The sequence below is a fragment of the Thioalkalivibrio sp. AKL9 genome, assembly GCF_000377825.1.
GTDB lineage: Bacteria > Pseudomonadota > Gammaproteobacteria > Ectothiorhodospirales > Ectothiorhodospiraceae > Thioalkalivibrio > Thioalkalivibrio versutus.
The window spans coordinates 104,060-126,419 of sequence record NZ_KB905111.1 but is presented as its reverse complement, the minus strand read 5'-3'; the positions used below and the strand labels follow the sequence as shown (position 1 = coordinate 126,419).

General features: G+C 66.6%; 22 protein-coding genes and 1 pseudogene. 15 read left to right on the top strand and 8 right to left on the bottom strand.

Going from position 1 to position 22,360, the window contains the following annotated elements; translation table 11 throughout:
• The 3 genes from D573_RS0110005 to gshA form a co-directional block, all read right to left on the bottom strand.
• Window positions 1-706: IS630 family transposase (locus D573_RS0110005; RefSeq protein WP_018938267.1), on the bottom strand; the 706-nt coding region annotated here is incomplete at its 3' end.
• Between the two features lie 119 nt (window positions 707-825).
• Window positions 826-1,842, bottom strand: coding sequence for a glutathione S-transferase family protein (locus D573_RS0110000; protein ID WP_018938268.1), 1,017 nt, complete (start codon window positions 1,840-1,842; stop codon window positions 826-828).
• 149 nt (window positions 1,843-1,991) lie between these two features.
• Window positions 1,992-3,578, bottom strand: coding sequence for a glutamate--cysteine ligase (gene gshA, locus D573_RS0109995; RefSeq protein WP_018938269.1), 1,587 nt, complete (start codon window positions 3,576-3,578; stop codon window positions 1,992-1,994).
• Between the two features lie 191 nt (window positions 3,579-3,769).
• Between gshA and D573_RS0109990 the strand changes: the two genes are divergently transcribed.
• From D573_RS0109990 to D573_RS0109935, 12 genes are all read left to right on the top strand, one after another.
• On the top strand, window positions 3,770-4,627 hold the full coding sequence (locus D573_RS0109990) for a helix-turn-helix domain-containing protein (protein ID WP_018938270.1): 858 nt from the start codon (window positions 3,770-3,772) through the stop codon (window positions 4,625-4,627).
• Window positions 4,628-4,767: 140 nt separating this feature from the next.
• Window positions 4,768-5,856 (top strand): class I SAM-dependent methyltransferase, encoded by a 1,089-nt coding sequence (locus tag D573_RS0109985; protein WP_018938271.1) that lies wholly within the window; start codon window positions 4,768-4,770, stop codon window positions 5,854-5,856.
• 24 nt (window positions 5,857-5,880) lie between these two features.
• Window positions 5,881-6,180, top strand: coding sequence for a hypothetical protein (locus D573_RS0109980; RefSeq protein ID WP_018938272.1), 300 nt, complete (start codon window positions 5,881-5,883; stop codon window positions 6,178-6,180).
• A 34-nt stretch (window positions 6,181-6,214) separates the two neighbouring features.
• Entirely contained in the window at window positions 6,215-6,667 is a 453-nt protein-coding gene (locus tag D573_RS0109975; protein ID WP_018938273.1) for a DUF302 domain-containing protein, read from the top strand.
• A gap of 45 nt (window positions 6,668-6,712) precedes the next feature.
• Window positions 6,713-7,327, top strand: coding sequence for a hypothetical protein (locus D573_RS0109970; protein WP_018938274.1), 615 nt, complete (start codon window positions 6,713-6,715; stop codon window positions 7,325-7,327).
• On the top strand, window positions 7,327-7,848 hold the full coding sequence (locus D573_RS0109965) for a TlpA disulfide reductase family protein (RefSeq protein ID WP_018938275.1): 522 nt from the start codon (window positions 7,327-7,329) through the stop codon (window positions 7,846-7,848). Before D573_RS0109970 ends, D573_RS0109965 begins: the two co-directional genes overlap by 1 nt.
• Before the next feature lie 126 nt (window positions 7,849-7,974).
• Window positions 7,975-8,373 (top strand): hypothetical protein, encoded by a 399-nt coding sequence (locus D573_RS0109960; protein ID WP_018938276.1) that lies wholly within the window; start codon window positions 7,975-7,977, stop codon window positions 8,371-8,373.
• Window positions 8,374-8,728: 355 nt separating this feature from the next.
• Window positions 8,729-9,931 carry a glycosyltransferase gene (locus tag D573_RS0109955; protein WP_018938277.1) on the top strand — a complete coding sequence of 401 codons (1,203 nt, stop codon included), beginning with the start codon at window positions 8,729-8,731 and terminating at the stop codon, window positions 9,929-9,931.
• Window positions 9,932-9,964: 33 nt separating this feature from the next.
• On the top strand, window positions 9,965-10,327 hold the full coding sequence (locus D573_RS0109950) for a diacylglycerol kinase (protein WP_018938278.1): 363 nt from the start codon (window positions 9,965-9,967) through the stop codon (window positions 10,325-10,327).
• Window positions 10,328-10,421: 94 nt separating this feature from the next.
• Complete coding sequence (locus D573_RS0109945; RefSeq protein WP_018938279.1) at window positions 10,422-11,240, top strand: UDP-2,3-diacylglucosamine diphosphatase; 819 nt, start codon at window positions 10,422-10,424, stop codon at window positions 11,238-11,240.
• Window positions 11,241-11,289: 49 nt separating this feature from the next.
• Window positions 11,290-11,691 (top strand): hypothetical protein, encoded by a 402-nt coding sequence (locus D573_RS0109940; protein WP_018938280.1) that lies wholly within the window; start codon window positions 11,290-11,292, stop codon window positions 11,689-11,691.
• 217 nt (window positions 11,692-11,908) lie between these two features.
• Window positions 11,909-13,594, top strand: coding sequence for an alpha/beta-hydrolase family protein (locus D573_RS0109935; protein WP_018938281.1), 1,686 nt, complete (start codon window positions 11,909-11,911; stop codon window positions 13,592-13,594).
• A gap of 12 nt (window positions 13,595-13,606) precedes the next feature.
• On the opposite strand, the gene D573_RS0109930 is transcribed toward D573_RS0109935, so the two are convergent.
• Entirely contained in the window at window positions 13,607-14,023 is a 417-nt protein-coding gene (locus tag D573_RS0109930; RefSeq protein ID WP_018938282.1) for an ABZJ_00895 family protein, read from the bottom strand.
• Between the two features lie 94 nt (window positions 14,024-14,117).
• Complete coding sequence (locus D573_RS0109925) at window positions 14,118-14,480, bottom strand: hypothetical protein (RefSeq protein ID WP_018938283.1); 363 nt, start codon at window positions 14,478-14,480, stop codon at window positions 14,118-14,120.
• A 252-nt stretch (window positions 14,481-14,732) separates the two neighbouring features.
• Between D573_RS0109925 and D573_RS0109920 the strand changes: the two genes are divergently transcribed.
• Window positions 14,733-15,380, top strand: a complete 648-nt coding sequence (locus D573_RS0109920) for an outer membrane protein (RefSeq protein WP_018938284.1) — start codon at window positions 14,733-14,735, stop codon at window positions 15,378-15,380.
• 43 nt (window positions 15,381-15,423) lie between these two features.
• Here the strand turns inward: D573_RS0109920 and D573_RS13860 are convergent.
• The 3 genes and pseudogenes from D573_RS13860 to D573_RS0109905 form a co-directional block, all read right to left on the bottom strand.
• Window positions 15,424-18,604 (bottom strand): annotated as a pseudogene (locus D573_RS13860) (efflux RND transporter permease subunit).
• A gap of 3 nt (window positions 18,605-18,607) precedes the next feature.
• Window positions 18,608-19,663, bottom strand: a complete 1,056-nt coding sequence (locus D573_RS0109910) for an efflux RND transporter periplasmic adaptor subunit (protein ID WP_018938286.1) — start codon at window positions 19,661-19,663, stop codon at window positions 18,608-18,610.
• A gap of 160 nt (window positions 19,664-19,823) precedes the next feature.
• Complete coding sequence (locus D573_RS0109905; RefSeq protein ID WP_018938287.1) at window positions 19,824-20,879, bottom strand: hypothetical protein; 1,056 nt, start codon at window positions 20,877-20,879, stop codon at window positions 19,824-19,826.
• A 124-nt stretch (window positions 20,880-21,003) separates the two neighbouring features.
• On the opposite strand from D573_RS0109905, the gene D573_RS0109900 reads away from it, so the two are divergent.
• Window positions 21,004-21,840: a zinc-dependent peptidase gene (locus tag D573_RS0109900; RefSeq protein ID WP_018938288.1), complete on the top strand. Its 837-nt coding sequence runs from the start codon at window positions 21,004-21,006 to the stop codon at window positions 21,838-21,840.
• Window positions 21,837-22,244 (top strand): flagellar basal body-associated protein FliL, encoded by a 408-nt coding sequence (gene fliL / locus D573_RS0109895; RefSeq protein WP_018938289.1) that lies wholly within the window; start codon window positions 21,837-21,839, stop codon window positions 22,242-22,244. Before D573_RS0109900 ends, fliL begins: the two co-directional genes overlap by 4 nt.
• The last annotated feature ends 116 nt before the right edge of the window (window positions 22,245-22,360 follow it).

Sequence of the window (22,360 nt, the reverse complement as noted above, 5' to 3'; positions counted from 1 at the left end):
CCTTGGCGCGATGCCTTCTATGGAGTTTGCCGATGACCTCGCCGGTGGCCACATCCAGTGCCGCGAACAGGGTGGTCGTGCCATGGCGCAGGTAGTCATGGGTGCGGGTCTCGGGATGGCCGAACGACAACGGCAACGCCGGCTGGGACCGGTTCAGGGCCTGGATCTGGCTCTTTTCGTCGACGCACAGCACCAGGGCGCGGTCCGGTGGGTGCATGTACAGGCCCACGATATCGTGCACCTTGGCCACGAAGTGCGGATCCGTGGACAACTTGAAGGTCTCGAGCCGATGCGGCTTGAGACCGAAGGCCCGCCAAATCCGGCTGATGGCCATCGCATTGAGCCCGGTCTCCTTGGCCATCAGCGTGGTCGACCAGTGCGTCGCGTTATCCGGCTTCGACTGCAGCGTCTTGTTGATGACTTCGGTCACCTTGTCGTCATCGATCGTACGGGGACGTCCGCTTCTCGGGGCATCCGTGAGCCCTCCGATGCGTGCCTGCTCGAAGCGCTTGCGCCACTTGCTCACCGTCTCCGCCGAGACGCCAACCCGCGCGCCAATCTCCGAAGCCTTCAGGCCTCGCGTGCTCAGCAGAATCATGCGCGCGCGCTGTTGTTCCGCCGCGGGCATCTGGCGCCGCCGCAGCCAGCTCTCGAGCTCGTCGCGTTCGGCTTCGCTGATCGTCAACGTCTTGATCGGTCGTCCCATTCCGGTCGCCTCCCGAGTGCCTGTTATCAGGATACAGGGGGACAGTCACGGAGTCGATGCACTTTTGTTAAAGGACACTAGCCGGGCCACGGTTGAACCTCCCAACAGTGTAACGACCGTCACGTTTCGTCGACGTTCCGCAACGCGGCCGGCAGCTCGCCCAGGGGGCGGCCATGCGGCCGGGTGTAGTCAATCATTGGACCCTTCGGCACGATGCCGCTGGGATTCAGCATCGGGTGACTGCCGTAGTAATGCGCCTTGATGTGGTCCATGCGCACCGTCTCGGCCACCCCCGGGCGCTGGTACAGCATGCGCAGATAGGTGGAGAGGTTCGGGAAGTCCAGCAGCCGCTGGCGATTGCACTTGAAATGGCTGTAGTACACCGGATCGAAGCGCAGCAGCGTGGTGAACAGCCGCCAGTCGGCCTCGGTCAGTCGCTCGCCGACCAGGAACGGCTGGCGTGCCAGACGCTCCTCCAGCCAGTCCAGGGTCTCGAACAGACGGTCGAAGGCCGCCTCGTAGGCCTTCTGGCTGGTCGCGAAGCCGCTGCGATACACCCCGTTGTTCACGTTCTCGTAGACCCGCTCGTTGACCGCATGGATCTCCTCGCGCAGATCTTCCGGATAGAAATCCAGGGTGTTGCCGGTAATGCCGTCGAACGCGCTGTTGAACATGCGCACCATGTCCAGCGACTCGTTGTTCACGATGCGGTCGGTCTGGGTGTCGAACAGCGCCGGCACGGTGATGATGCCGGTGTAGTTTGGATCGGTACGGGTGTAGAGCTCGTGCATGTAGCGCGAGCCGTGCACCCGGTCCCCGGTGCAACCGTCGCAGTCATCAAACGACCAGCCGGCGTCACCCATGTAGTGGTGCACCACCGAAACCCCGATATGCGGCTCCAGACCCTTCAGTTTGCGCAGGATCAGCGTGCGGTGCGCCCAGGGGCAGGCGTAGGAGACATACAGATGATAGCGCCCTGACTCGGCCGGATACCCGCCGTCACCCATCGGGCCCGGCGAACCATCCCTGGTGACGTAGTTACGATACTGCTGGTCCTGGCGCACGAACTCGCCGCTCTCGTCCGACTCTTCTTCCAGCCAGCCCTCGCGCAATTCACCGTTGATCAAAAGACTCATGCCATGCTCCTGCCGTCTGTGCCCGGCACCGAATGCGCGCACGCCTCAACGGCTGAATGTATGTGATAGCCCGATCATCCCATCGATTTTATCGAAGATAAATCGCGTTAAATGCGGTCGACCGTTCTACAAAATCGAACGAAACCGATTCAGGAGGCCCGCAGTGTGCCGTCGAAATAGCGCGTCAGGAAGGTATCGAAGCCCAGCTCGTCCGCCTGCTCGATGGCCGCCTGATCGGCCAGGCTCTCGCGGGCCAGGGCCTCCAGCGTCTCGGCGCGCGGCAGCGGCCCGTTAAAGCGAAAGGCCTCGCGGTGCTGGGCCGACAGGCGGCGCGCGTAGGAGTAGAACCCCTCCTCGCGCGCCATCATGTCTTCCAGCATGCGCGCGGACGGGGTCAGATCCGCCTGCTCGACCTTGCCCCACTGCTCACTGAGCGCACGGCGGTAGGGGTCACCCGGCAGTTCCTGATCCAGAACGGCCGCCACTGGTCGCATCAGCGCCAGCAGCTCGCGCGCCCAGGCCTGGAGCGCAACGCTCTCGCCCCCCCGGCGGAGCTCGAGGCCGGGGCGACGCCCGTAATGCGCGACGTCCAGCAGATTGAGGTCGATCGCGTCCAGCTCGCCGTCGGCCAACAGCGGGCTCGGCTGCAGCAGACAGGCCAGCGCGAACACCTCGAGAAAACGCAGCTGGGTCTCGTCCACCCCCAGCGGGTGCTGGGCGTTGATGTCCACCGAGCGCAGTTCGACGTATTCGATGCCACGCGCCTCCAGGGCGTCGGTCGGCTTCTCGAAACGCTCCAGCGGCTGCTTGGGCCGCACGGTGGAGTAGTACTCGTTCTCGATCTGCAGGATGTTGGCATTCAGCTGGCGATACTCGCCATCCACCTTCACCCCGATGTGTTCCCACTCGGGGCTGGGGGTATTGATCGCACAGCGCAGGGAGTCGACATAGCCGGCCAGCGAGTTGTAGTCCGCCTTGATGCCGGTGTCCGCCTCCTTGCGGTTGGTGTAGCCGATATCGCCCATGCGCAGGCTGGTGGCATGCGGCAGATAGGAGGTGTCGTCGTCGAAGTCCTCCAGCACCGCGCCGTGGCCTTCGAGAAAGGAGTTGCAGACGGCCGGCGACGCCCCGAACAGATAGGGCACCAGCCAGCCAAAGCGGAGCAGGTTGCGGATCATCCCCATCATCCGCTCATCGCGGAAGGCGCGGCCGTCGGGCGCACCGAGCACCTCCGCCAGTGCCGGCCAGAATTCCGGGCGCGGGGAGTAATTGAAGTGGACCCCGGCGATCACCTGCATCTTGCGACCGTAGCGATGCCCGAGACCGATGCGGTAGACGGTCTTCATGCGCCCGGCGTTGGAGGTACCGTACTGCGCGACCGGAATCGCATTGTCATCGGCCGTCACACAGGGCATGGAGGTCGACCACAGCGTCTCGTCGCCGACGTTGGCGGCGGCGAAGGCCTGCAGGTCGTGCAGGAAGCCGAGGGTCTCGCGTACATCCTCGAACGGCGGCGTCACCAGTTCCAGCAGCGCCTCGGAGTAATCCGTGGTGATGTATGGATGCGTCAGCGCGGATCCCAGCGCGGCCGGGTGCGGCGTAAGCGCCGGCGAGCCTTCCGGCCCGACCCTCAGGGTCTCCTTTTCCAGCCCGATCTGCCCGTGCAACCCGACACCCGCCAGCGCCTCGGCCAGCTGGTGCGTCAGATCCTGCAGCTTGCGCTCGTCCGTACCCACGTGATGGTAACCCTGCGGTCATCGAAACCCGGCGAACATACCCGAATGCGGCGCCAGGGTCACATACGACCCGGTGCAGTCGACGAGGTTCGCACTACGCCGACCAGGCTGCCCGCATCCGCGACGGGTTGGCCCAAAATCGCCTATAAGAACGTTGCGAGGTGAAGCAAATGCCGCAACGTTCATCCAGCATGCTCGACTTCTTCGCCCGGGGGCGTGATGCGCCATTCCTGGAAGAAGCCCGTGCGCGACCCGATCTCCCGGTGCCGATGATCGAGAACGCGCACCCACCCGGTCACCTGGGCACCCCGCCGGTCCGCGAACTGATGCTGAGCCAGTCCGTGGGCGCCCCCTTTCGCTACCACTGTGACATCGGGGCCGGTCCGTTCTCCGGTTGCGCCGGCCCGCGCGAATTCGTGGTGATCGCCCCGCAGGTCGCGGGGCGCTGCCATATGCGGGACCCGGCACGCATGCGGTTTTTCGGCATCCCGCCCGAGCTGGCCCGGGACTGCCTGGAGCGCGACCCCGGCGATCCGCTGGACTTTGGCCACCTGCATACCCGCCACCACCGGGACCCCCTGATCACCCAGGCCCTGGATGCCCTGTGGCAGGAGATGGACCGCGACGACCCGGCCGCGCAACTGTTCGTCGAGAGCATGCTCGCCGTTCTGGTTGTGCGCCTGGCCCGCATGGCCGAACACGACCGGGACCTGGACAGGCGCCGGGGCGGCCTGGCACCGCACCAGTCGGCACGGGTGATTGACTACATGCAATGCCATCTGGATCAGCGCATCACCCTGCGTGATCTGGCGGCCCTGACCGGACTCTCGCCCTGGCACTTCGCGCGCGCCTTTCGCGATACGCACGGCCTGCCACCGCATCGCTATCTCACCCGCCTGCGCGTGGAGCACGCCCGCGACCTGCTGACCCGAACATCCCTGAGCATCACCGAGATCGCTGCCGCGACCGGGTACTCCCCGCAACAGCTGGTCCGTCATTTCCGCCAGGCCCTGGGTGTGGCCCCCGCGGCATACCGGCGCCTGCATTAAAACGGATCCATGCGCCCCTGAACTCCACCGCAAGATTTGCCCCACCCCCGCAAGATTGTGACCGCCCGCAAGGGCTTCCCGGCCTAGGCTCGAAGTAACGCCGACACCCGGCCCGGTTTGTCCTGGCGGAGGTCCACTGCATGTCGTCAGCCCCGGAATGCCTGTCACCCCCATCTGCCGCCGAGGCCTTCGGCGAGCATCTGGTCAGCGTGCTCAACCACGGCGCGCTGTGCCTGACCCTGTCGATCGGGCACCGCACCGGGCTGTTCGACCACATGCGCGACCGGCCGCCTGCCACCTCCGGCGAGATCGCCGCCGCCGTGGGCCTGAACGAGCGCTACGTACGGGAATGGCTCGGGGCCATGGCCACCGGCGGCATCGTCACGGTGGATGCGGATGGCCCACGATTTGCTCTGCCCGCGGAACACGCCGCCTGCCTGACGCGCGCGGCAGCCGCCGACAACCTGGCCGTGTTTGCGCAGTACATCGGCCTGCTGGGTGGAGTGGAGGACACGATCGTTGCGGAATTCCGGACCGGCGGTGGCGTGGGGTACGAGCACTACACGCGCTTCCACGAGGTGATGGCCGAGGACAGCGGCCAGTCCGTGCTGTCGTCACTGGAAAGCGACATCCTGCCCTTGGTTCCGGGCCTGACCGACCACCTCGAGCGCGGCATTCAGGTCCTGGATATCGGCTGCGGCAGCGGGCGCATCCTCAACCAGTTGGCCACGCTCTACCCGCACAGCCGGTTCACCGGCCTGGACCTGTCCACAGAGGCCATCGAGCGCGCCCGCGCCGAGACACGCGCCACCGGGCTGGGGAACGTCGAATTCATCCAGGCCGACGCGGCCGAACTGGATCGGCATGTCGCCGCGCAACAGTTCGCGCTGATCACCACCTTCGATGCCATCCACGACCAGGCCGACCCGCTGGGCGTACTGACGGGCATTCACCGCGCGCTCAAGTCCGAAGGCATCTACCTGATGCAGGACATCCGCGGCTCCGGGCAGATTCATGGCGATCTCGAGCATCCGCTCGGACCCTTTCTCTACACCATCTCCTGCATGCACTGCATGCCGGTATCGCTCGCCCGGGGCGGACCCGGCCTGGGCGCGATGTGGGGCGAGCCCATGGCACGTGACTACCTGGAGCGCGCCGGTTTTCACGACATCCGGGTCCACCAGCTGGTCCACGACCCTCAGAACAACTGGTACGTGGCCACCCGTTAACGACGGCGCGAGGAGGACTCATCCATGACCGAAGCCAATCTCTACGAACGCCTGGGCAGCAAGGCACGGATCCGCGGGCTCGCCAGGCAGCATCTTCGACGAGGGGAACACGGATGCATCTGCAACGGCACCGGCGGCCCGCAGGCCTGCAGGGACCGCGACAGGCTGACCATCCATCGCGGCATGAACATCCGCGAGGAGGCATTCGTCGCCGTGGTCGACGACCTCGCCGAGACCCCGGAAGAACTCGGGATTGGGCAGCGCGAAAAGGAAGCGCTGCCGATGATCTCCGGGTCTCTGAAACCGGAGATCGTTCGCGTCTGACGCGCCTTCACCCACCCACCTGGAGGACACGATCATGAAAACACTCACACCCATCGCCGCCTTCACGCTGGCCACTGCACTGGCGCTGTCCGCCCCGCTGGCAGCCACCGAGCCAGACGACCACTTCATCATCCGCGACTGCGAACAGTCGCGCGCGGACCTGGCGGGGGCGATTCGCGAATACGCCGAAAACGAGGAGGACTGGATCTTTCTGGCCGAGTTCGACCTGGCGGGCGGTGACATCACCGCGCTCAAGGTCTGCTACCTGCCGCTGGGACCGGACATCCTGGATGCCGGGCTGCATGTCGGGGCGATGATGCCCTGCGGCCACATCGGCCTGTACGAGGAGGCCGGGGGCACGAAACTGTCCATGCTCCACCCGAAGTTCATGACGACGCTGCAGCCGCACCCGAGCCTTGAACGTGCCGTGGAAAACGCCGAGCCCGCCTTCGAGGCGCTGCTGGATCATGTCCTTGGTGGGTCGTAGGGACGCCGCGCCAAGCCACCCCGTCGGTTTGCCACGAGGCGCCCAATGCCCGGCCCAGGGTTGACGGTCGTCGCATGGACGCTTCTGGCTCTGGCGGGGCTGGCCCTTCCGGGCGGCACCGGGACGGCGGAGGAGATGCAGGTGCATACCGACCCCGACAGTGGGCTGATGACCTGGCACTGGCAGGGCGAGGGGCTTTCGCTGGAACTCGCACAGCGGCTCCCGGACCAGACCCGCGCGTTCTTCCTGGGCCGCGGGTTCGACACCGAGGATGCGACGTTCATCGCCGGCCACTGCGTGTTTCAGGGCGTCCTGCGCAATACCGACCGCAGCGCATCGGCCACCGTGGACCTGCGCCAATGGCGCAGCCAAACGCCAAACGGGGCCGCGCGACCGCTCCCCAACCGCGACTGGCAGGACGAGTGGGCGAGCCGGGAGGTTCCGGAAGTAGCCCGCATCGCCTTTCGCTGGGCCTTGTTCCCTGGCGAACACCGGTTCCAGCCCGGCGACTGGCTGATGGGCATGATCGTCTTCAAGCACCCGCCCAGCACGACATTTGATCTGACCGTGCACTGGCGGCAGCAGACGACCCTGCGGCAGTCCACCCTGCCCGATCTGCGCTGCGCCGGGGAACCGGAACGGGACGAGGCCGAACCATGATGAACCGGCGCCGCTTCCTGACTGCAATCCCCGGTGGCCTGCTCGGCCTTTCGCTGCGGCCCGTGTGGGCGGAAGCCACGCACCTGACCGCGCTGGAGCCACGCCCCAAGGGCCCGCCCCTGGCACTGGAGGACATCGATGGGCAGCACCATCGACTGGAGGACTATCGCGGACGTGTGGTGGTGGCGAACTTCTGGGCCACCTGGTGCCCACCCTGTCGCGACGAGCTGCCGTCGTTGCAACGGCTCTGGGAGCAGTTGCGCGATGCGGGCCTGGTGGTGCTGGGCGTGAACGTGGGCGAAGACGCCGATCGCATCTTCTTCTTTACCGCCGACTACCCGGTCGATTTCCCTCTGCTGCTGGACCAGGATTCCGCCACCATCGACCGCTGGCCGGTTCGCGGCATCCCCACCACGTTCATCATCGATCCCGAGGGCCGCATCGCCTACCGCGCCATCGGCGCCCGCGACTTCGATCATCCACGCCTCCTCGAGCGCCTGCGCGCGCTCGGGCTCGACTGACAGCCCGCTGCAGCGCCCATGGCGCTTTCTGCGGGGCGGCGGCCTTCCCGGATATCGCGGCCGCCCGGTATCCCGATGCCGGCCGATCTTGTAGATTAGCAATCCCTAATAATCAAGGGATGAGACGTGGAGTCGTCCGGAGAACACCGCACCTGGGAGGACCGGGTCGTGGATGCGCTACGCGCGCCCGCGAGCTGGCTGTTCGTGCAGGGGCTCGTGCTCGGTGCCGCCGCCGTGCACTGGGGCGTCGAGCGCCCACCGGCCGAGGGGGCGTTGATGGTCACGGTGCACAATGACAGCGACGTGCTGATCCAGGCGATCCACTTCGACTTCGGCCACGACCTGTCGGAATCGAGCATCCGCGAGGGCCAGCTCCGGCCCGGGGAACACCGGCGGGTGGCGCTGAACCATGTCCCCGCAGCCGGCTTCAACATGGAAATCCGCTACGCCGACGGGCAGGTACAGGAGTTCTGCGCCAACCGCGGCGTGGAAGGCTGGGAACAGGAAGTCCGGGTCTACCGCTAGGGAGACGCCGCCCTGTTGCCCCCGCTCCTGCAGGGCTGCGGATCGGTCTCCGGCAGCCAGCCGATAAGACATGCTCCGCAACCGGCATCCGGGTAGCACCACCCCGGCGCATGGACATAGTGGCGGCAATCCCCGTCCTCCAGGATCGCCCGCGCCACCGCGACCGTCAGCATCGAGGCGTCGGAGAACCGAATCCCTGGCGCGGATCGTCACCCGATGACATCCTCGACCATTGCACCGATCATTGCGGCTCTCCTTGCAACATTTCCGCAAGATCTGCGCCATCACACGGTCATGCATATGGACCAGACTTCGGGACTCGAGTCCCGTGACAGGTGCCGCCGTGCACATTCTGATGCTGAGCGATGTGTACTTCCCCCGGATCAATGGGGTCTCCACCTCGCTGTACAGTTTCCGCTCGCAGCTACAAAAACTGGGTCATCGCGTCACGCTGGTGGTCCCGGCCTACCCTGGACTGAGCGCCCACCCTGGCCCCGCACCCAACGACCCGGACCTGATCCGAATTCCATCGCGGTACCTGATTGTGGACCCGGAGGATCGCATCCCGAAGGGCGGCCTCATCCGGAGGTACCTCCGGGAAGCAGGCATCGAACACACCGACCTGATACACATCCACACGCCATTCGTGGCGCATTACGCCGGACTGAATCTCGCCCGGCGCTGGCAGGTCCCGGTGGTGGAGACCTATCACACCTTCTTCGAGGGGTACCTGCAGCACTACCTGCCATGGCTGCCCGCCGCCTGGCTGAGGGCCTTCGCGCGCCGCATATCGCGCAGCCAGTGCAATGCGGTGGACCGGGTGATCGCCCCCTCCACGGCGTTGCGCGAGGCCCTGCTGGACTACGGGATCAAGACACCGATTGTCCGCCTGCCCACCGGCATCGATCCAGAGGCCTGGACCGGGGGCGACGGACACCTGTTCCGAACCGAACGGGACATCCCCTACGGTCGCGAAATGCTCGTGCATGTCTCGCGCATCGCCTTCGAGAAAAACATCGGCTTCCTGCTGAAGATGCTGCTGCATCTGCGCGAGCAGCGCCCCGACATCCTGCTACTCATCGCGGGCGAGGGGCCGGCCAAGGACGCCCTGCAGCGCCAGGCCGAGCACATGGGACTGGAGGACAACCTTCACTGGTGCGGATACCTGGATCGCGCCTCATCGCTTGTCGACTGCTACCGCGCCGGGCATGCCTTCGTGTTTGCCTCGGCGACCGAAACCCAGGGGCTGGTGCTGCTGGAGGCCATGGCCAGTGGACTGCCGGTCGTGTCCACCGCGCACCTGGGGAGCGTCGACATCCTGACCGCAGAATCCGGCGCCGAGGTCACCCCAGAAGACCCCGCCGCCTTTGCCGAACGGGTCGCAGCGGTTCTGGACGACCCCGACCGCCAGCGGGCGATGCGCGACGCACATGGACGGTGGGTGCAGCAATGGAGCGAACGCCGCATGGCCGAACAACTGCTCGCCCTGTATCAGGACCTGGCGGGCACTCCCCATACAATCAGTGGCCCGCACCCAGCGCCCGACCGACCGCACTGACCCCTTTCTCAACCGATTTTCGGGAACACGACCATGGCCAACAGCGGCGCAACCGGTATTGACCGCATCCTGCGCGCCTTCGTGTCCTCGTGGCGTGGCCTGCGGGCAACCTTTCGCCATGAGGAGGCCTTTCGCCAGGAACTGATCCTCGTGGTGCTGCTCGCGCCGCTGTCGCTGGTCGTTGGCGACACTCCGACCGAGCGGGCCCTGCTGTTCGGGAGCCTGTTCCTGATCCTGATCATCGAGGTACTGAACTCCGGCATCGAGGCCACCGTGGACCGCTTCGGGCCGGAACAGCACAAGCTTGCGGCGCGCGCCAAGGACATGGGCTCTGCCGCGGTCCTTCTCGGTTTCCTGCATGCCGCCGTGATCTGGTTGCTGATTGTCTGGCCCTGACGGGACCCGATCCATCACCCAATTGTCATCCGCTCGCCACCAACCGGTCACTGCACGACGCGATGCTGGCGGCACGCCTCAGCGGGAGTATCCGATGGCCAGCCTGGATTGCCGCACGCTGTTCTTGTCCGACCTGCACCTGGGCACCCGCGAGTGCCGCGCGGACTATCTGCTGGACCTGCTGCGCCAGGTCAACTGCGACCGCCTGGTGCTGGTCGGCGACGTGTTCGACATCTGGGCGATGCGCCGGCGCATCTTCTGGAACGCAACCCAGGCGGCCGTCGTCGAGCAGGTCCTGTCCCTCGCACTGCACGGGGTCGAGGTCATCTACATCCCCGGCAATCACGATGAACTGGTGCGGGACTTCGTCGGTTCCGAGATCCGCGGCGTACGCATCGAACGCGAACTGGTGCACTGGACGGCCGACGGCCGCCGCTTTCGCGTGACCCATGGCGACGAATTCGACGGAGTCGTGCGCCACAGCCGGCTAGTGCACTGGCTCGGCGATGTGGGCTACAACATGCTGCTGCGTGGCAGCCGCTACCTGAATACCATCCGCAGCCGCCTTGGCCACCCGTACTGGTCGCTATCCGCGTGGCTGAAGACCCGGGTCAGCCACGCCGCCCGAGAATACATCCGCCGCTTCGAGCATGCGGCCGTCACCGCCGCACGCAAGGGTGGCTTCGACGGCTGTATCTGCGGCCACATCCACAAACCCAACGTCGAGTCCTTCGGCGATGTCCTCTACTGCAACGACGGCGACTGGGTCGAACACTGCACCGCATTGGTGGAGGACCGCGCCGGCAACCTCAGCCTGCTGCACTGGTCCGATCATGGCACTGTGCAACACGCGAAGACGGGCACCCCCGCGGTCAATACACTCGATCTTGATTCGCTCCTCGCCAAACGATAGGTGGGCGCCTGTCACCGGGCTGTCATGGCCCTGTAGTACCGTGGACACAATGAACGAATCGCGATCACGCCACTGGGCAGGGGCCGGCGCCGACCTGCTTCTGCTGCTGCAATCCATCGAGAACAGCGAACAGGCCCAGCGCCTGGCGCGCGTGGCCGGCTGGGTGCTGGTGTTTGCCGGGGTTGTGGTGGTGATGCTGGGTGTCCTGGTGCAGCACACGCCCACCATGCTCGAAGGCACGCTGGTCGCCCTGCTGGCACTGGTGGGCGGCTGGCTGCGCAGCCGGGTCGCCGCCACACTGCTGATGCTGCTGATGGCACTGGGGCTCGCCACCGGCCTCGCGGTGGGCGCGGCAACCGGTGGACTCCTGCTGCAAGTCGCACTATTCGGCGTGGCCCTGCGCATGGTCGAGGGCAGCTTTCGCTTTCGCAAGTCCGTCACAACCCAATAGGCCGTATTACGAGGCAGCGAAGCACGAGGGGTCGAAGCACGTTAAGAGGCATTGGTGGCGCCGGACAGCGATTGCTTCGTCGCTGCGTTCCTCGCAATGACGGGGACACAACAAAACGCGATATCGGCGGGCCGCCCGCGGGCGCGGAAACTTGAACCCAGCCGGCGGGGCGGACAGGATGAGCGCCTCCATACCCCGCCAAGGAAGCGCGAACGCGATGTCCGTCGTCGGCCGCCTGCAAACCCGCCTGCGAGCCTTCATCTGGCCGGCCTGGGCCACCCGCATCCTCGGGACGCTGTCGATCCCGGGGCTGATCCTGGCCACGCTGTTCTTTGCCGCCTCGCTGACCCCCAGCCTGATCCCGCGTACCGACGACGTCCAGGGCATCCTGTCCGGGGTGTCGCTGGCGGCCGGCTACGGCCTGGGCGTGTTCTTCCACTGGCTGTGGTCGTACCTGGAACTGCCGGAGCTCGGCGAGCGCACCCACAACACCCTGGTCGTGATCGCCGGCGGCGGGGCCGTGCTGATCGTGCTGATCTTCCTGTGGCAAGCCACCGAGTGGCAGAACAGCATCCGCGCGCTCATGGAACAGGAGCCGGTGGACGGTGGATTCCCCATCCGCCTGGGGCTGATCGCAGCGGCGGTGTTCATCGCCACGCTTGCGGTGGCGCGGCTGTTCCAGTTGCTGGTGCGCTTCCTCGCGCGGCACCTGCGCCGCTTCATCCCGCGCCGGCTGTCCAACGTAATTGGCGTGCTGGTGGCGGCCGGGGTGTTCTGGGCGGTGATCGATGGGGTCATCCTGGAATACAGCCTGCGCGCCGCCGATCGCAGCTTCCAGCAGTTCGACGTACGCGAACACCCCGGGGCGGAGCAACCGGGCGCGACCTTCCGCACCGGCAGCCCGGCCTCGCTGATCAGCTGGGACGAGGGCCTGGGCCGCCAGGGCCAGCGCTTCATCGACCAAGCCCCGGACGCCGCCGCGATTAGCGACTTCTCCGGCGAGACCGCGCTGGACCCGATCCGCGTGTATGTGGGGCTGAACGCCGCCGAGACCATCGAGGAACGCGCGCGACTGGCCCTGCAGGAGATGCTGCGGGTCAATGCCTTCGACCGTTCGGTGCTGGTGCTGGCCACGCCCACCGGACGCGGCTGGGTAGACAACCGTGCGATCCAGCCGGTCGAGTACCTGCACGGTGGCGATGTGGCCACCGTGGCCGTGCAGTACTCCTACCTGCCGAGCTGGTTGTCGCTAATGGCGGAATCGCAATACGGTCACGAGACCGCCCAGGCGGTGTTCGCGGAGATCTACGGCTACTGGAAACAGCTACCGCCGGACGCCCGCCCGGACCTGTACCTCTACGGCCTTAGTCTGGGCGCGCTGAACTCCGAGCGGGCCGCGGACCTGTACGACGTGATCGGCGACCCGTTCTCCGGCGCGCTGTGGGCGGGCCCGCCGTTTCGTAGCGAGACCTGGCGCGACATCAAACGCCAGCGCCAACCCGACTCGCCCGCCTGGCTGCCGCGCTTTCGCGACAGTTCGGTGGTGCGCTTCACGAACCAGGGAAACCACCTGGACATCCCCGGCGCCGAATGGGGCCCGATGCGCATCGTGTACCTGCAGTACGCAAGCGACCCGGTCACCTTCTTCGAGCCCCAGGCGCTGTACCGCCAGCCAGAATGGATGCAGGCACCGCGCGGCCCGGACGTCTCTCCGGACCTGACCTGGTACCCAGTCATCACCATGCTGCAACTGGCGGTGGACGTAGCGATCGGCGATGCCGCCCCGCGCGGCTACGGCCACGTCTACGCCACCGAGCACTACATCGATGCCTGGCAGGCAGTGACCAACGCAGACCGGTCCGCGGACGAGATCGAGTGGCTCAAACGCCACCTGGCCGACTGACCGACAGGGTGCCTACCCCGCGCTTTCCCCGGCGACCAGGCCTCGCTTGCGCAGGTTGCGGCCCGTGAAGTTAACCATTGCCACCACGGTCCCGGCATACAACAACGCGACGCCCCCCACGATCCCGAGCATCACGGCGTCCAGTGCAATCCCCTCGGCCCACATCACCAGCAGGGTGAGCGGAATCTGTGTACCGAGGAGCAGCGCGATCATGGCGGCGATCACGCGCCACTTCTCGGCGCGCGACAGATAGCGCCCGTTCCTGCGCCCGAAGGACTCGCAGGGCCACACCACCGCCAGCGCCAGAATGCCCATCCCGATCGCCGTACCGGCTTGATCCAGATCGACATAGGCGCCCGCTACCATGGCAGCGATCGACAGCGCGAAATAAAGCAGTACAAACCGAAACAGCAGACCCTTGATGGACATCGTCTCCCCTCCCTGGGATACCTGAAAGCCGCACCACCCTGTGCGGCCTGGATGCATGTCGGAGTGCCCCGACATGCGCAATCATGACATGCGGCTACTGCTCGGTGAACTTGGCACCTTCGAGGATCACCGGATAGCTGTAACCAGCCCCAAAGTCGCGATCCAGGATCAGCGTTCCGGTCACCAAGACGCGGTCGCCCACCTCGGGCAACTCGGTGGAGGTGACGGTGATGTAGTCACCCTCGCTGCCGGTACCGTCGACGAAGTGGATGAAATTGCGCCCCATGATGTCCTCGTTCACCCGGCCCACAATGCCTTCGAGCCGGACCTCTTCCCCATCCAGCTCGGCCGGGGCCTGATTCAGTTCCTCCACCGTATGCATCGGTTCGGCGCTCGCCACGCCCCACCCGAGCAACCCCACCAATAGTCCCGCCAGAATTCCCGCTTGTCCGCGCATCGCTCGACTCCTGTTCTTTCTACTTTCTTGTGTGCGTACGGGAGGCGCTGATCAGCGCCTCCCTGGGTGAACCGCCCCGGGATCGCAGGAACCCATGCCATAAATGGAGGCGTGGGGGACACATGCGCCCGGCGGCTCGATCCGTCCCATTCTGGCACACAAGGACCGGCGCCCTGTCTGACCGCCTGTGCCAGAATGCGCCCGGACGGGGCACCCGTTCACTTCCGCAACCACACCGCAAAGGAAACCACCATGTCCAGCCCGTATCGCCTCGCCACCGCCGTGACCGGCGCCTGCATCCTCCTGGGCTCGGCCGGGGCAGTTCAGGCAAGCCCGTTCCACGGTTCCTACGTCGGCGGCCAGCTCGGCTGGGTCGGTTATGACATCGACTACCGCGACCCCACCAGCGATGGTCGCATCTCCGGGCTCAGCGCCTCCGGCTTCACCGGGGGTGTCATGACCGGCTGGGGTACCGTCCTGGACAACGGCCTGTACCTGGGCTTGGAACTGGATGCGCAGAACGAGGACGCCGACCTGACGGTCACCATTGACGAGGAGGAACTGGGGGTGGATAGCAAGTACAGCTACGGCATCACCGGCCGGCTCGGCACCACGGTAAACGACAACGTCCTGTTCTACGGCCTGGCCGGCTACCAGCGCTCGCGCCTGGACTACCGCCTTACCGATACAGACGAGGACATATCCATTCGCTTCAAGGACAGTATCAACGGTGCCCGGCTCGGTGTAGGCGTCGAATACCAGATGGACAACCGCCTGTTCATGCGTGCCGAGTATTCTTACACGCTCTTCGAAAGCGAGCGCTATCACATCGAGGGCGAAACCCTGCACTTCGATCCCGACGCCTCGCGCTTCATGGTCGGTCTCGGCTACCGCTTCTAGGATCCAGACAAGGCCCGCGAGCCACTCGGTAGCGGGCCTTTGTTCAGGCTGTGCGGGCAGCGGCGTCCCGCATGCCTCCGGTCAGGCGCCGCTTCACCCTCTCCGCGGCCCGGTTCACCACCAGGTACAGGCAGGGCATCACCAGTAGCGTCAGAATCATCCCGGCGATCAGACCACCCACCACCGTCAGCGCCAACGGGCGCATGATCTCCGCCCCCTCGCCGAGGCCGATGGCCAGCGGCAACATGCCCAGCACCGTCGTCAGCGTGGTCATCAGGATCGGGCGCAGGCGCAATGCCCCGGCCTCCACGACCGCCCGCGCCGGGCTCAGGCCACGGAGTCGACGGCCCTGCTCGATGTACTCCACCAGCAGGATCGCGTTGTTCACCACCACCCCGATCAGCAGGATCGCCCCGATCATCACCGGGGCGGAGACTGGCGTGCCGGTCGCCCACAGGATCGCGACCACCCCGGTCAGCGACAACGGCGCGGCCGCCACGATCACCAGCGGATTGGCCAGGCGTTCGTACTGCACCGCCAGCACCACCAGCACCAGGAAGATCGCGAGCGCCACCACTGTGGCCATCTCGCGCTGGGTCTCCTGGATGGTCTCCCACTCGCCACCGATCAGCAGGCTGTAGTGCTCGGGCACATCCACCTCGGCCAGGCGCTGCTCGACCTCGGTCATCACCGAGCCGACATCGTTCACCTCGGTGTTGATGTCGCCGTTCACGCGCACCACCCGGCTCTGGTTCTCGCGCTCGATATGCGCGGGTCCCTCGCCGATCTCGAACTCGGCCACGTCCGCCAGGCGCACGGGATCCCCGTTGTCGCGGAACAGGATCATCCGCCCCAGGGTGGCCGTATCCTGCACATCCTCGCGCGGCAGGCGCACGCGCAGGTCGTACTCGCGGTCGTCGCGGACGTACTGCGTCGGCACTGATCCCTCCACCGCGTCGCGGATCGCCTGCCCCACCTGGCCCACCTGCAAACCCAGCGCAGCCGCCCGCTCGCGATCCACAAGGACGCGCAGAATCGGGCTCTGATCCTCGCGCCCGACCTCGACACCCTCCAGGCCCCGGATGCCTTCGAGGCGCCCGGCGATCTCGCGGGCAATGCGGCGCATCTCGGTCAGATCCGCCCCGACCACCGCAATCGAGAGGTCATCCCCGGTGATACTGAACTGCAGCCCCTGGATACTCGGCGGCCGCACGGTAATCCGTGCCCCGGGGAGTTCCAGCGCATCCATTGCCTCCTGCGCCTCGGCCACCCACTGTCCCGCGCTCATCTCGCGCTGTCCGGCCGGGGTCAGTTGCACGGTGATATTGGAGGTACCGGGTCGCTCGTTGACCACGCCGCCACCGAGGTGCCCGCCGACCATCGCGAACACGCTCTCCACATGCGGCAACGCCTCCAGCGCGGCCTCGATAAAGCGTGCGGCCGCATCCGTCTCGTGCGGGGGCGTCCCCGGCGGCAGGACCATGCGCACGCTGACCTGACCATCGTCGACCTGCGGCAGGAACTCGGTGCCCAGTTCACCGCCCACCTGCACCGCGCCGATCAGCAGCACACTGGCCGCCCCCAGCACCGCCCAGCGCAGGCGCAGCACCTTCGGCAACAGGCGTCGATAGCGCCGGCGCAACCCCTGGACACCACGATCGAACCCGCGCAACAGCCAGGTCTGGTCCAGCCCACTCTCCCAGCGGATGCGCGAAAGAAGGGCCGCGAGCATCGGCACCAGGGTGATGGCTGCGGCCAGGGTCGCGATGATCGCGAACGAAAGCGTCAGGATCAGTTCGCGGAAGATCAGCGCGCCGATGCCGGTGATCAGCAGGAACGGAAGCACGGCAGCCAGATTGGTCAGGGTGCCCGCGATGACCGCCGAGACCACCTCGCCGGCCCCGTCATGGGCCGCCTTCTCCGGCGACTTTCCGAGCTTATCGCGATGGCGGACGATGTTCTCCAGCATCACGATGGCGTTGTCGAGCAACAGCCCCACCCCCAGCGCGAGCCCGCCGAGGCTGATGATGTTCAGGGTGAGCCCGCCCAGGCCCATCATGGCGAAGGTCGCCATCAACGCGATCGGGATCGACAACCCGATAATGAAGCTCTTGCGCAGACTGCCGAGAAACAGGAACACCGCCAGCATCGCCAGCACGCCGCCCAGGATCGCGGCGGTACCCACCGAACTGACCGCACCACGGATGAACGGGGGCGGAGTCGCTGACGACCTCCCACTGGATGTCCTCGGGGATGAAGCCCGAGCGCTCGAGTCGTTCGAGCGTGGCGCGTACCGAGTCCACCGACTCGACGGTGTTGGCGTCCGGCAGCTTGAACACGGACACGCGCGCGGCCGGCGTGCCGTCCAGGCGGATGAACAGGCGCTGCTCGCGGTGGCCATCGCGCACCTCGGCCAGCTCGCCGAGGCGCACATGCGCGGACTGCGGCCCCGGCAGCGGGATCAGCACATTGCGCACGTCCGCCTCGGAGGTAAACAACCCCTCGGTCTTGGCCATCACGTCAAAGGTATCGGAGGTCACCCAGCCCCCGGCCACCTCGCGGTTCTCGTCCTCCAGCGTCGCGCTGATCGCCGCCAGCGAAAGGCCATAGCCACGCACCCGCTCCTGGTCGAGGATCACCTCCAGCTCGCGCTCCTGCCCACCGGAGGCCTCCACCGAGGAAATGCCGTGGATCGCGATCAACTGCGGCGCCAGCTGGTGTTCCACCCAGTCGCGCACCGCGGTCTCCGAGCGCACGGTAGAGGAAAACCCCGCCTCCCAGATCGGGTCCTGCGAGGGGTCGTACTTGTACAGGCGCAGGGATTCGAAATCGTCCGGCAGCTGGGTGCGCGCCAGCTCCAGGTGGCGTGCTGCGTCCTGCAACGCCAGATCCAGGTTGGTGCCGTACTCGAACAACAAATTGACGTTGGTACGTCCCTCGGAGGCCCGGCTGTAGATGCGGGTGAGGTTCTCGGTGGCCGCGAGGTTGCGTTCCAGCACGCGGGTCACCTGTTCCTCCATCACCTCCGGCGAGGTGCCGGGATGGTTCACGGTCACGCGGATATGCGGATACTCGACGTGCGGCAGCAGGTCCACCGGCAGACGATCAACAAAGAACATGCCGAGCACGATCACCACCGAGGCCAGCGCCATGATCGCCACCGGTCGGCGGATGGAGAAGCTGGTCACCCGCCCGCGCGGACGGTCCTCCGGCTCGGCGGCCATCTTCTAGCCCCGCCAGCCGACGATGCGCACGCGCTGGCCCTCGCGCATGTCGATCGGGTTGGTGGCCAGCACAATCTCGCCTTCCTCCAGGCCGTCCGTGATCTCGGTCCATGGGCCTCGGGTCACGCCGGTCTCGACGCTGCGGCGCTCCAGCTGTTCGTCCACCACCACATAGACATAGCGTTGGTCGCGGTCCTCGCCGATGGCGGCGGCCGGGACCGCCAGCACATCCGGGCGTTCGTCGACCGTCATGCGGATGCGCGCGAGATTGCCGGGACGCACGCCGTTGTCGGCCGCCTCGGCCGGCAGGGCAATCTCCACCGTCACCTGCTGGGAGTCCGGCGAGGCCGCCGGAAAGATGCGCCGGATCTTCGCGACGTAATCGGCATCCGGAAACGCGTCCAGCCGAATGGGTACATCCTGGCCCACCACCAGATCGCGCACGTCCAGCTCGGACACCCCGGGGCGCAGGACCAGCGTAGTGGTATCGACCAGTTCCAGAAGCGTATCGCGCGCGGCGACCGCCTCCCCGGGCTCGACCATGCGCTCGGTGATCACGCCGTCACGGCTGGCGGCGAGCGTGCCGTAGTCTACCCGTGCCCGCCACAACGCCTGTTCGCTCTCGGCCGAGCGCAACGCGGCACGTGCCCGTTCGTAGCTGGCTCGGCTGGCAATCCCCTCGTCACGCAACTCGGAACTGCGCACGTACTCGAGCCGGGCCTCCTCGACATGCGCCTCGGCCCGCGCCAGCTCCGCGCGCTCCTCGGCCACGTCCAGCTCGACCAGGGTCTCGCCCTGCTCCACGCGATCGCCTTCCTCGACATGCACCGCCTCGACCACACCATCGGTGCGCGCCGCCAGACGCACCCACGCCCGCGGCTCGACCCGCGCGGACACCATCAGCTCGCGCGACAGATCCCGCGGCTGAAGCTCCACCGCCGCGATCGGCGTCGCGGCCTCGGCGGCCGGCTCGTCACCCGCCTGCGAGGGCTCGCCCCCGCAGCCTCCCAGCCCCAGGGCAAGCACCACCAGCAACAGACCACCCACCCAGCGCGGCAATGGCACAGCTCGCGGGGAGCGCGGCAGAAAAGGCCGGGCCGACCGCCGCCGAAGGAACAGGGTATCGAGTCGCATGCGCCGGATCGCTCGTGGGGAGTGGACGAAAGCACAGGGTAGCCGCTATGTACCCCTCGACGCAGGAATGGCCCTGCGGGTTCCGTCAGGCGCTCAGGTCGATCTGCTGCACACTGCCGCTGCGGCCATCCTCGCCCACCCAGACGCCGGTCGACTGCACCTGCCCCAGAAGGCTGTTGTCGCCGCCGCGACGGAGATCAAAAGGCGTGCTGACATGCCCGAGGTAGATCGCCCCGACGCCCACCTCGCCCAGCGCCAGCAACTGATCGCGGCCCTGCGCGTCGCGGGTCCACACGCGCAGGCGGTCGTAAACCGGATCCGCCGCATCAATCCAGCCGTTGCCGTCATGATCGAACCGTCGCAGTTCGGCGAAGCCATCACCGGTCAGCGGGCCAAAGAGCTCGGAGCCGTCATCGACCTGGCCGCTGCCAGACCGGTCGATCGCGAGAAAACCACTGCCGGGTTGCAGAAAGGCCACCTGTTGCGGCGAACCGTCGGCGTCCAGGTCGAATTCGAAGCGGGTGTCCGTAAGAGCGGCCGCCGGGGCGTCGAAATTGATCACCAGCGGATCGTGCAGCTCTGCATCCATGCCACCCTGCAGACGGCTATGCTCGATGAACTCGCGGCTCATGGTCAGCGCAATATCCAGGTCGATGGTCTTGCCGTCGGCCGTGTGCACGCGCCCCTGAGCCTGGAACGATGTCCTCTCGACCTCGACCCGGGTCTGCTCCACGGACCAGGCGACACTGAGCCCTGCCGCCGGACGAGGGGGGCGCGCAACGGGTCGCTCGAGGGGTTCCGGCGGGGTGTCGGCCGGCTTGAGGTCGGCGGGATCGATCACCCGGATCTCGCGCCCGGTAAAGCGCTCCAGGATCAGTCGCAGGAGCTCGGTACGCAGCTGGTCCACCGAGGTCAACTCGCTGTCCGCCGGGGCTACCCCCACGAACGGGGCGCGTGCGGCCACGCCGGGGGCGGAATTCTGCAAGGCACGCGCTACCGGGGCCGGATTCGCGGGCGGCTCCGGCCCCTGTCGGGGACGCACCGCACTTCCCTCGACCACGGTCATGCGAGCCTCGCGCCGCGTCGCCTCCAACGCAAAACGCTGGCTCGATAACTGCATGGAATAATCGGCAATCTGCATGATGCCCCCGTCAATTTTCCCGCTTGCAGGGCATAACGGCCGCGGAGCGGCAATCATTAGCCGCCCCACGGCAATCGCCTGCCGCAGGCGGACGCATGCCAGCCAAACGTGCGACGATTAACGGATGGATTCGACGCCGAATTTTCCCTTGCGCGGCCTGTTCCGGCGCATCCTCGGGCCCTTTGCCGGCCTGGAACCCGAGGCCGTGCAACTGGACAACGACGAGTGGGAGGCCCTGCGTCGACGGGCCCCGTTCATCGCCCGCCTCACGCCGGAAGAGCGCTCCCGGCTGCGCGAACTGGTCGGCCAGATCCTTGCGCAAAAGGAATTCATCGGCATCGCCGCGGAACCGGAACCCTGGCAGTGCCAGGTGATCGCCGCCTACGCCGCGCTGCCGGTGCTGGAACTGGGCCTCGAACCGTACCGCGACTGGCGCACGCTGATCCTGTATCCCGACACCTTCGTGCCCGAACACGAGTGGGTGGACGAGGCTGGCATCGTCCACCAGGGGGCGATACCCCAGTCCGGCGAGGCCTGGGAACGCGGCCCGGTCATCCTGTCGTGGAACGATGTCGAGCGCGACGGCGCTGTGGTCGTGCACGAGATGACCCACGTACTGGACGCCGGCAACGGCGAGGTGAACGGGTTTCCGCCACTACGCCGCGGGCAGTCGGCCGGTGCCTGGACGGAGGATTTCTCGCGGGCCTTCGAGGCATTCGTGGAGGCCGTGGATTCCGGCGAAATCGACGAGGCCGAGCTGCCGCTGGACCCCTATGCGGCCACCGCCCCGGAGGAGTTCCTGGCCGTCGCGACAGAGTCCTTTTTCTTCGAGCCGGCGCGCCTGCGCGAGGCCATGCCCGAAATCTATGAACATCTGGTGGCATACTTTGATCAGGAGCCTCATCGACGCGGCGACCTGATCGCCTCCAGCACGCAACCCGCCCCGGAGCACACACCATGATCCGCAGCCCCTTTCGTTCCCTGCACCTTGCTCTTCTGGGGATTGTCCTGATGCTGACCGCGCCCCTCGCGCTCGCCGTGGACGACCTGGACAGCCATTACGTGACCCTGGAGCCGGTGGTGGTGAACATGGCGTCCTCCGACCGCGGACGCTACCTGCAGGCCTCCATCCAGCTGGAAGGCAACGACCTGGAAGACGCCCGCGCGATCCGCGAGCACATTCCCGCAGTGCGCGACCGACTGATCCGCATCCTTGGCGGGCGCAGTCCGGACAGCCTGACCGGCGGTGGCGCGCGCGAGGATCTGCGCAACGAGGCCACGGAGGAGCTGAACGAGTTGCTCGAGGAGATTACCGGAGCCCCCCGGATCGCAGCCCTCTACTTCTCGGATTTCATCCGCCAGTAACGCTCGCTCTCCAGCGAACCGCTCACCGGCAAGGAAAAGCCCCCGGCAGCACAGGCTACCGGGGGCCGATGCTCCCGCCAGTACATGACGGGATCGAGCCCCGCTGGGGGCTCACT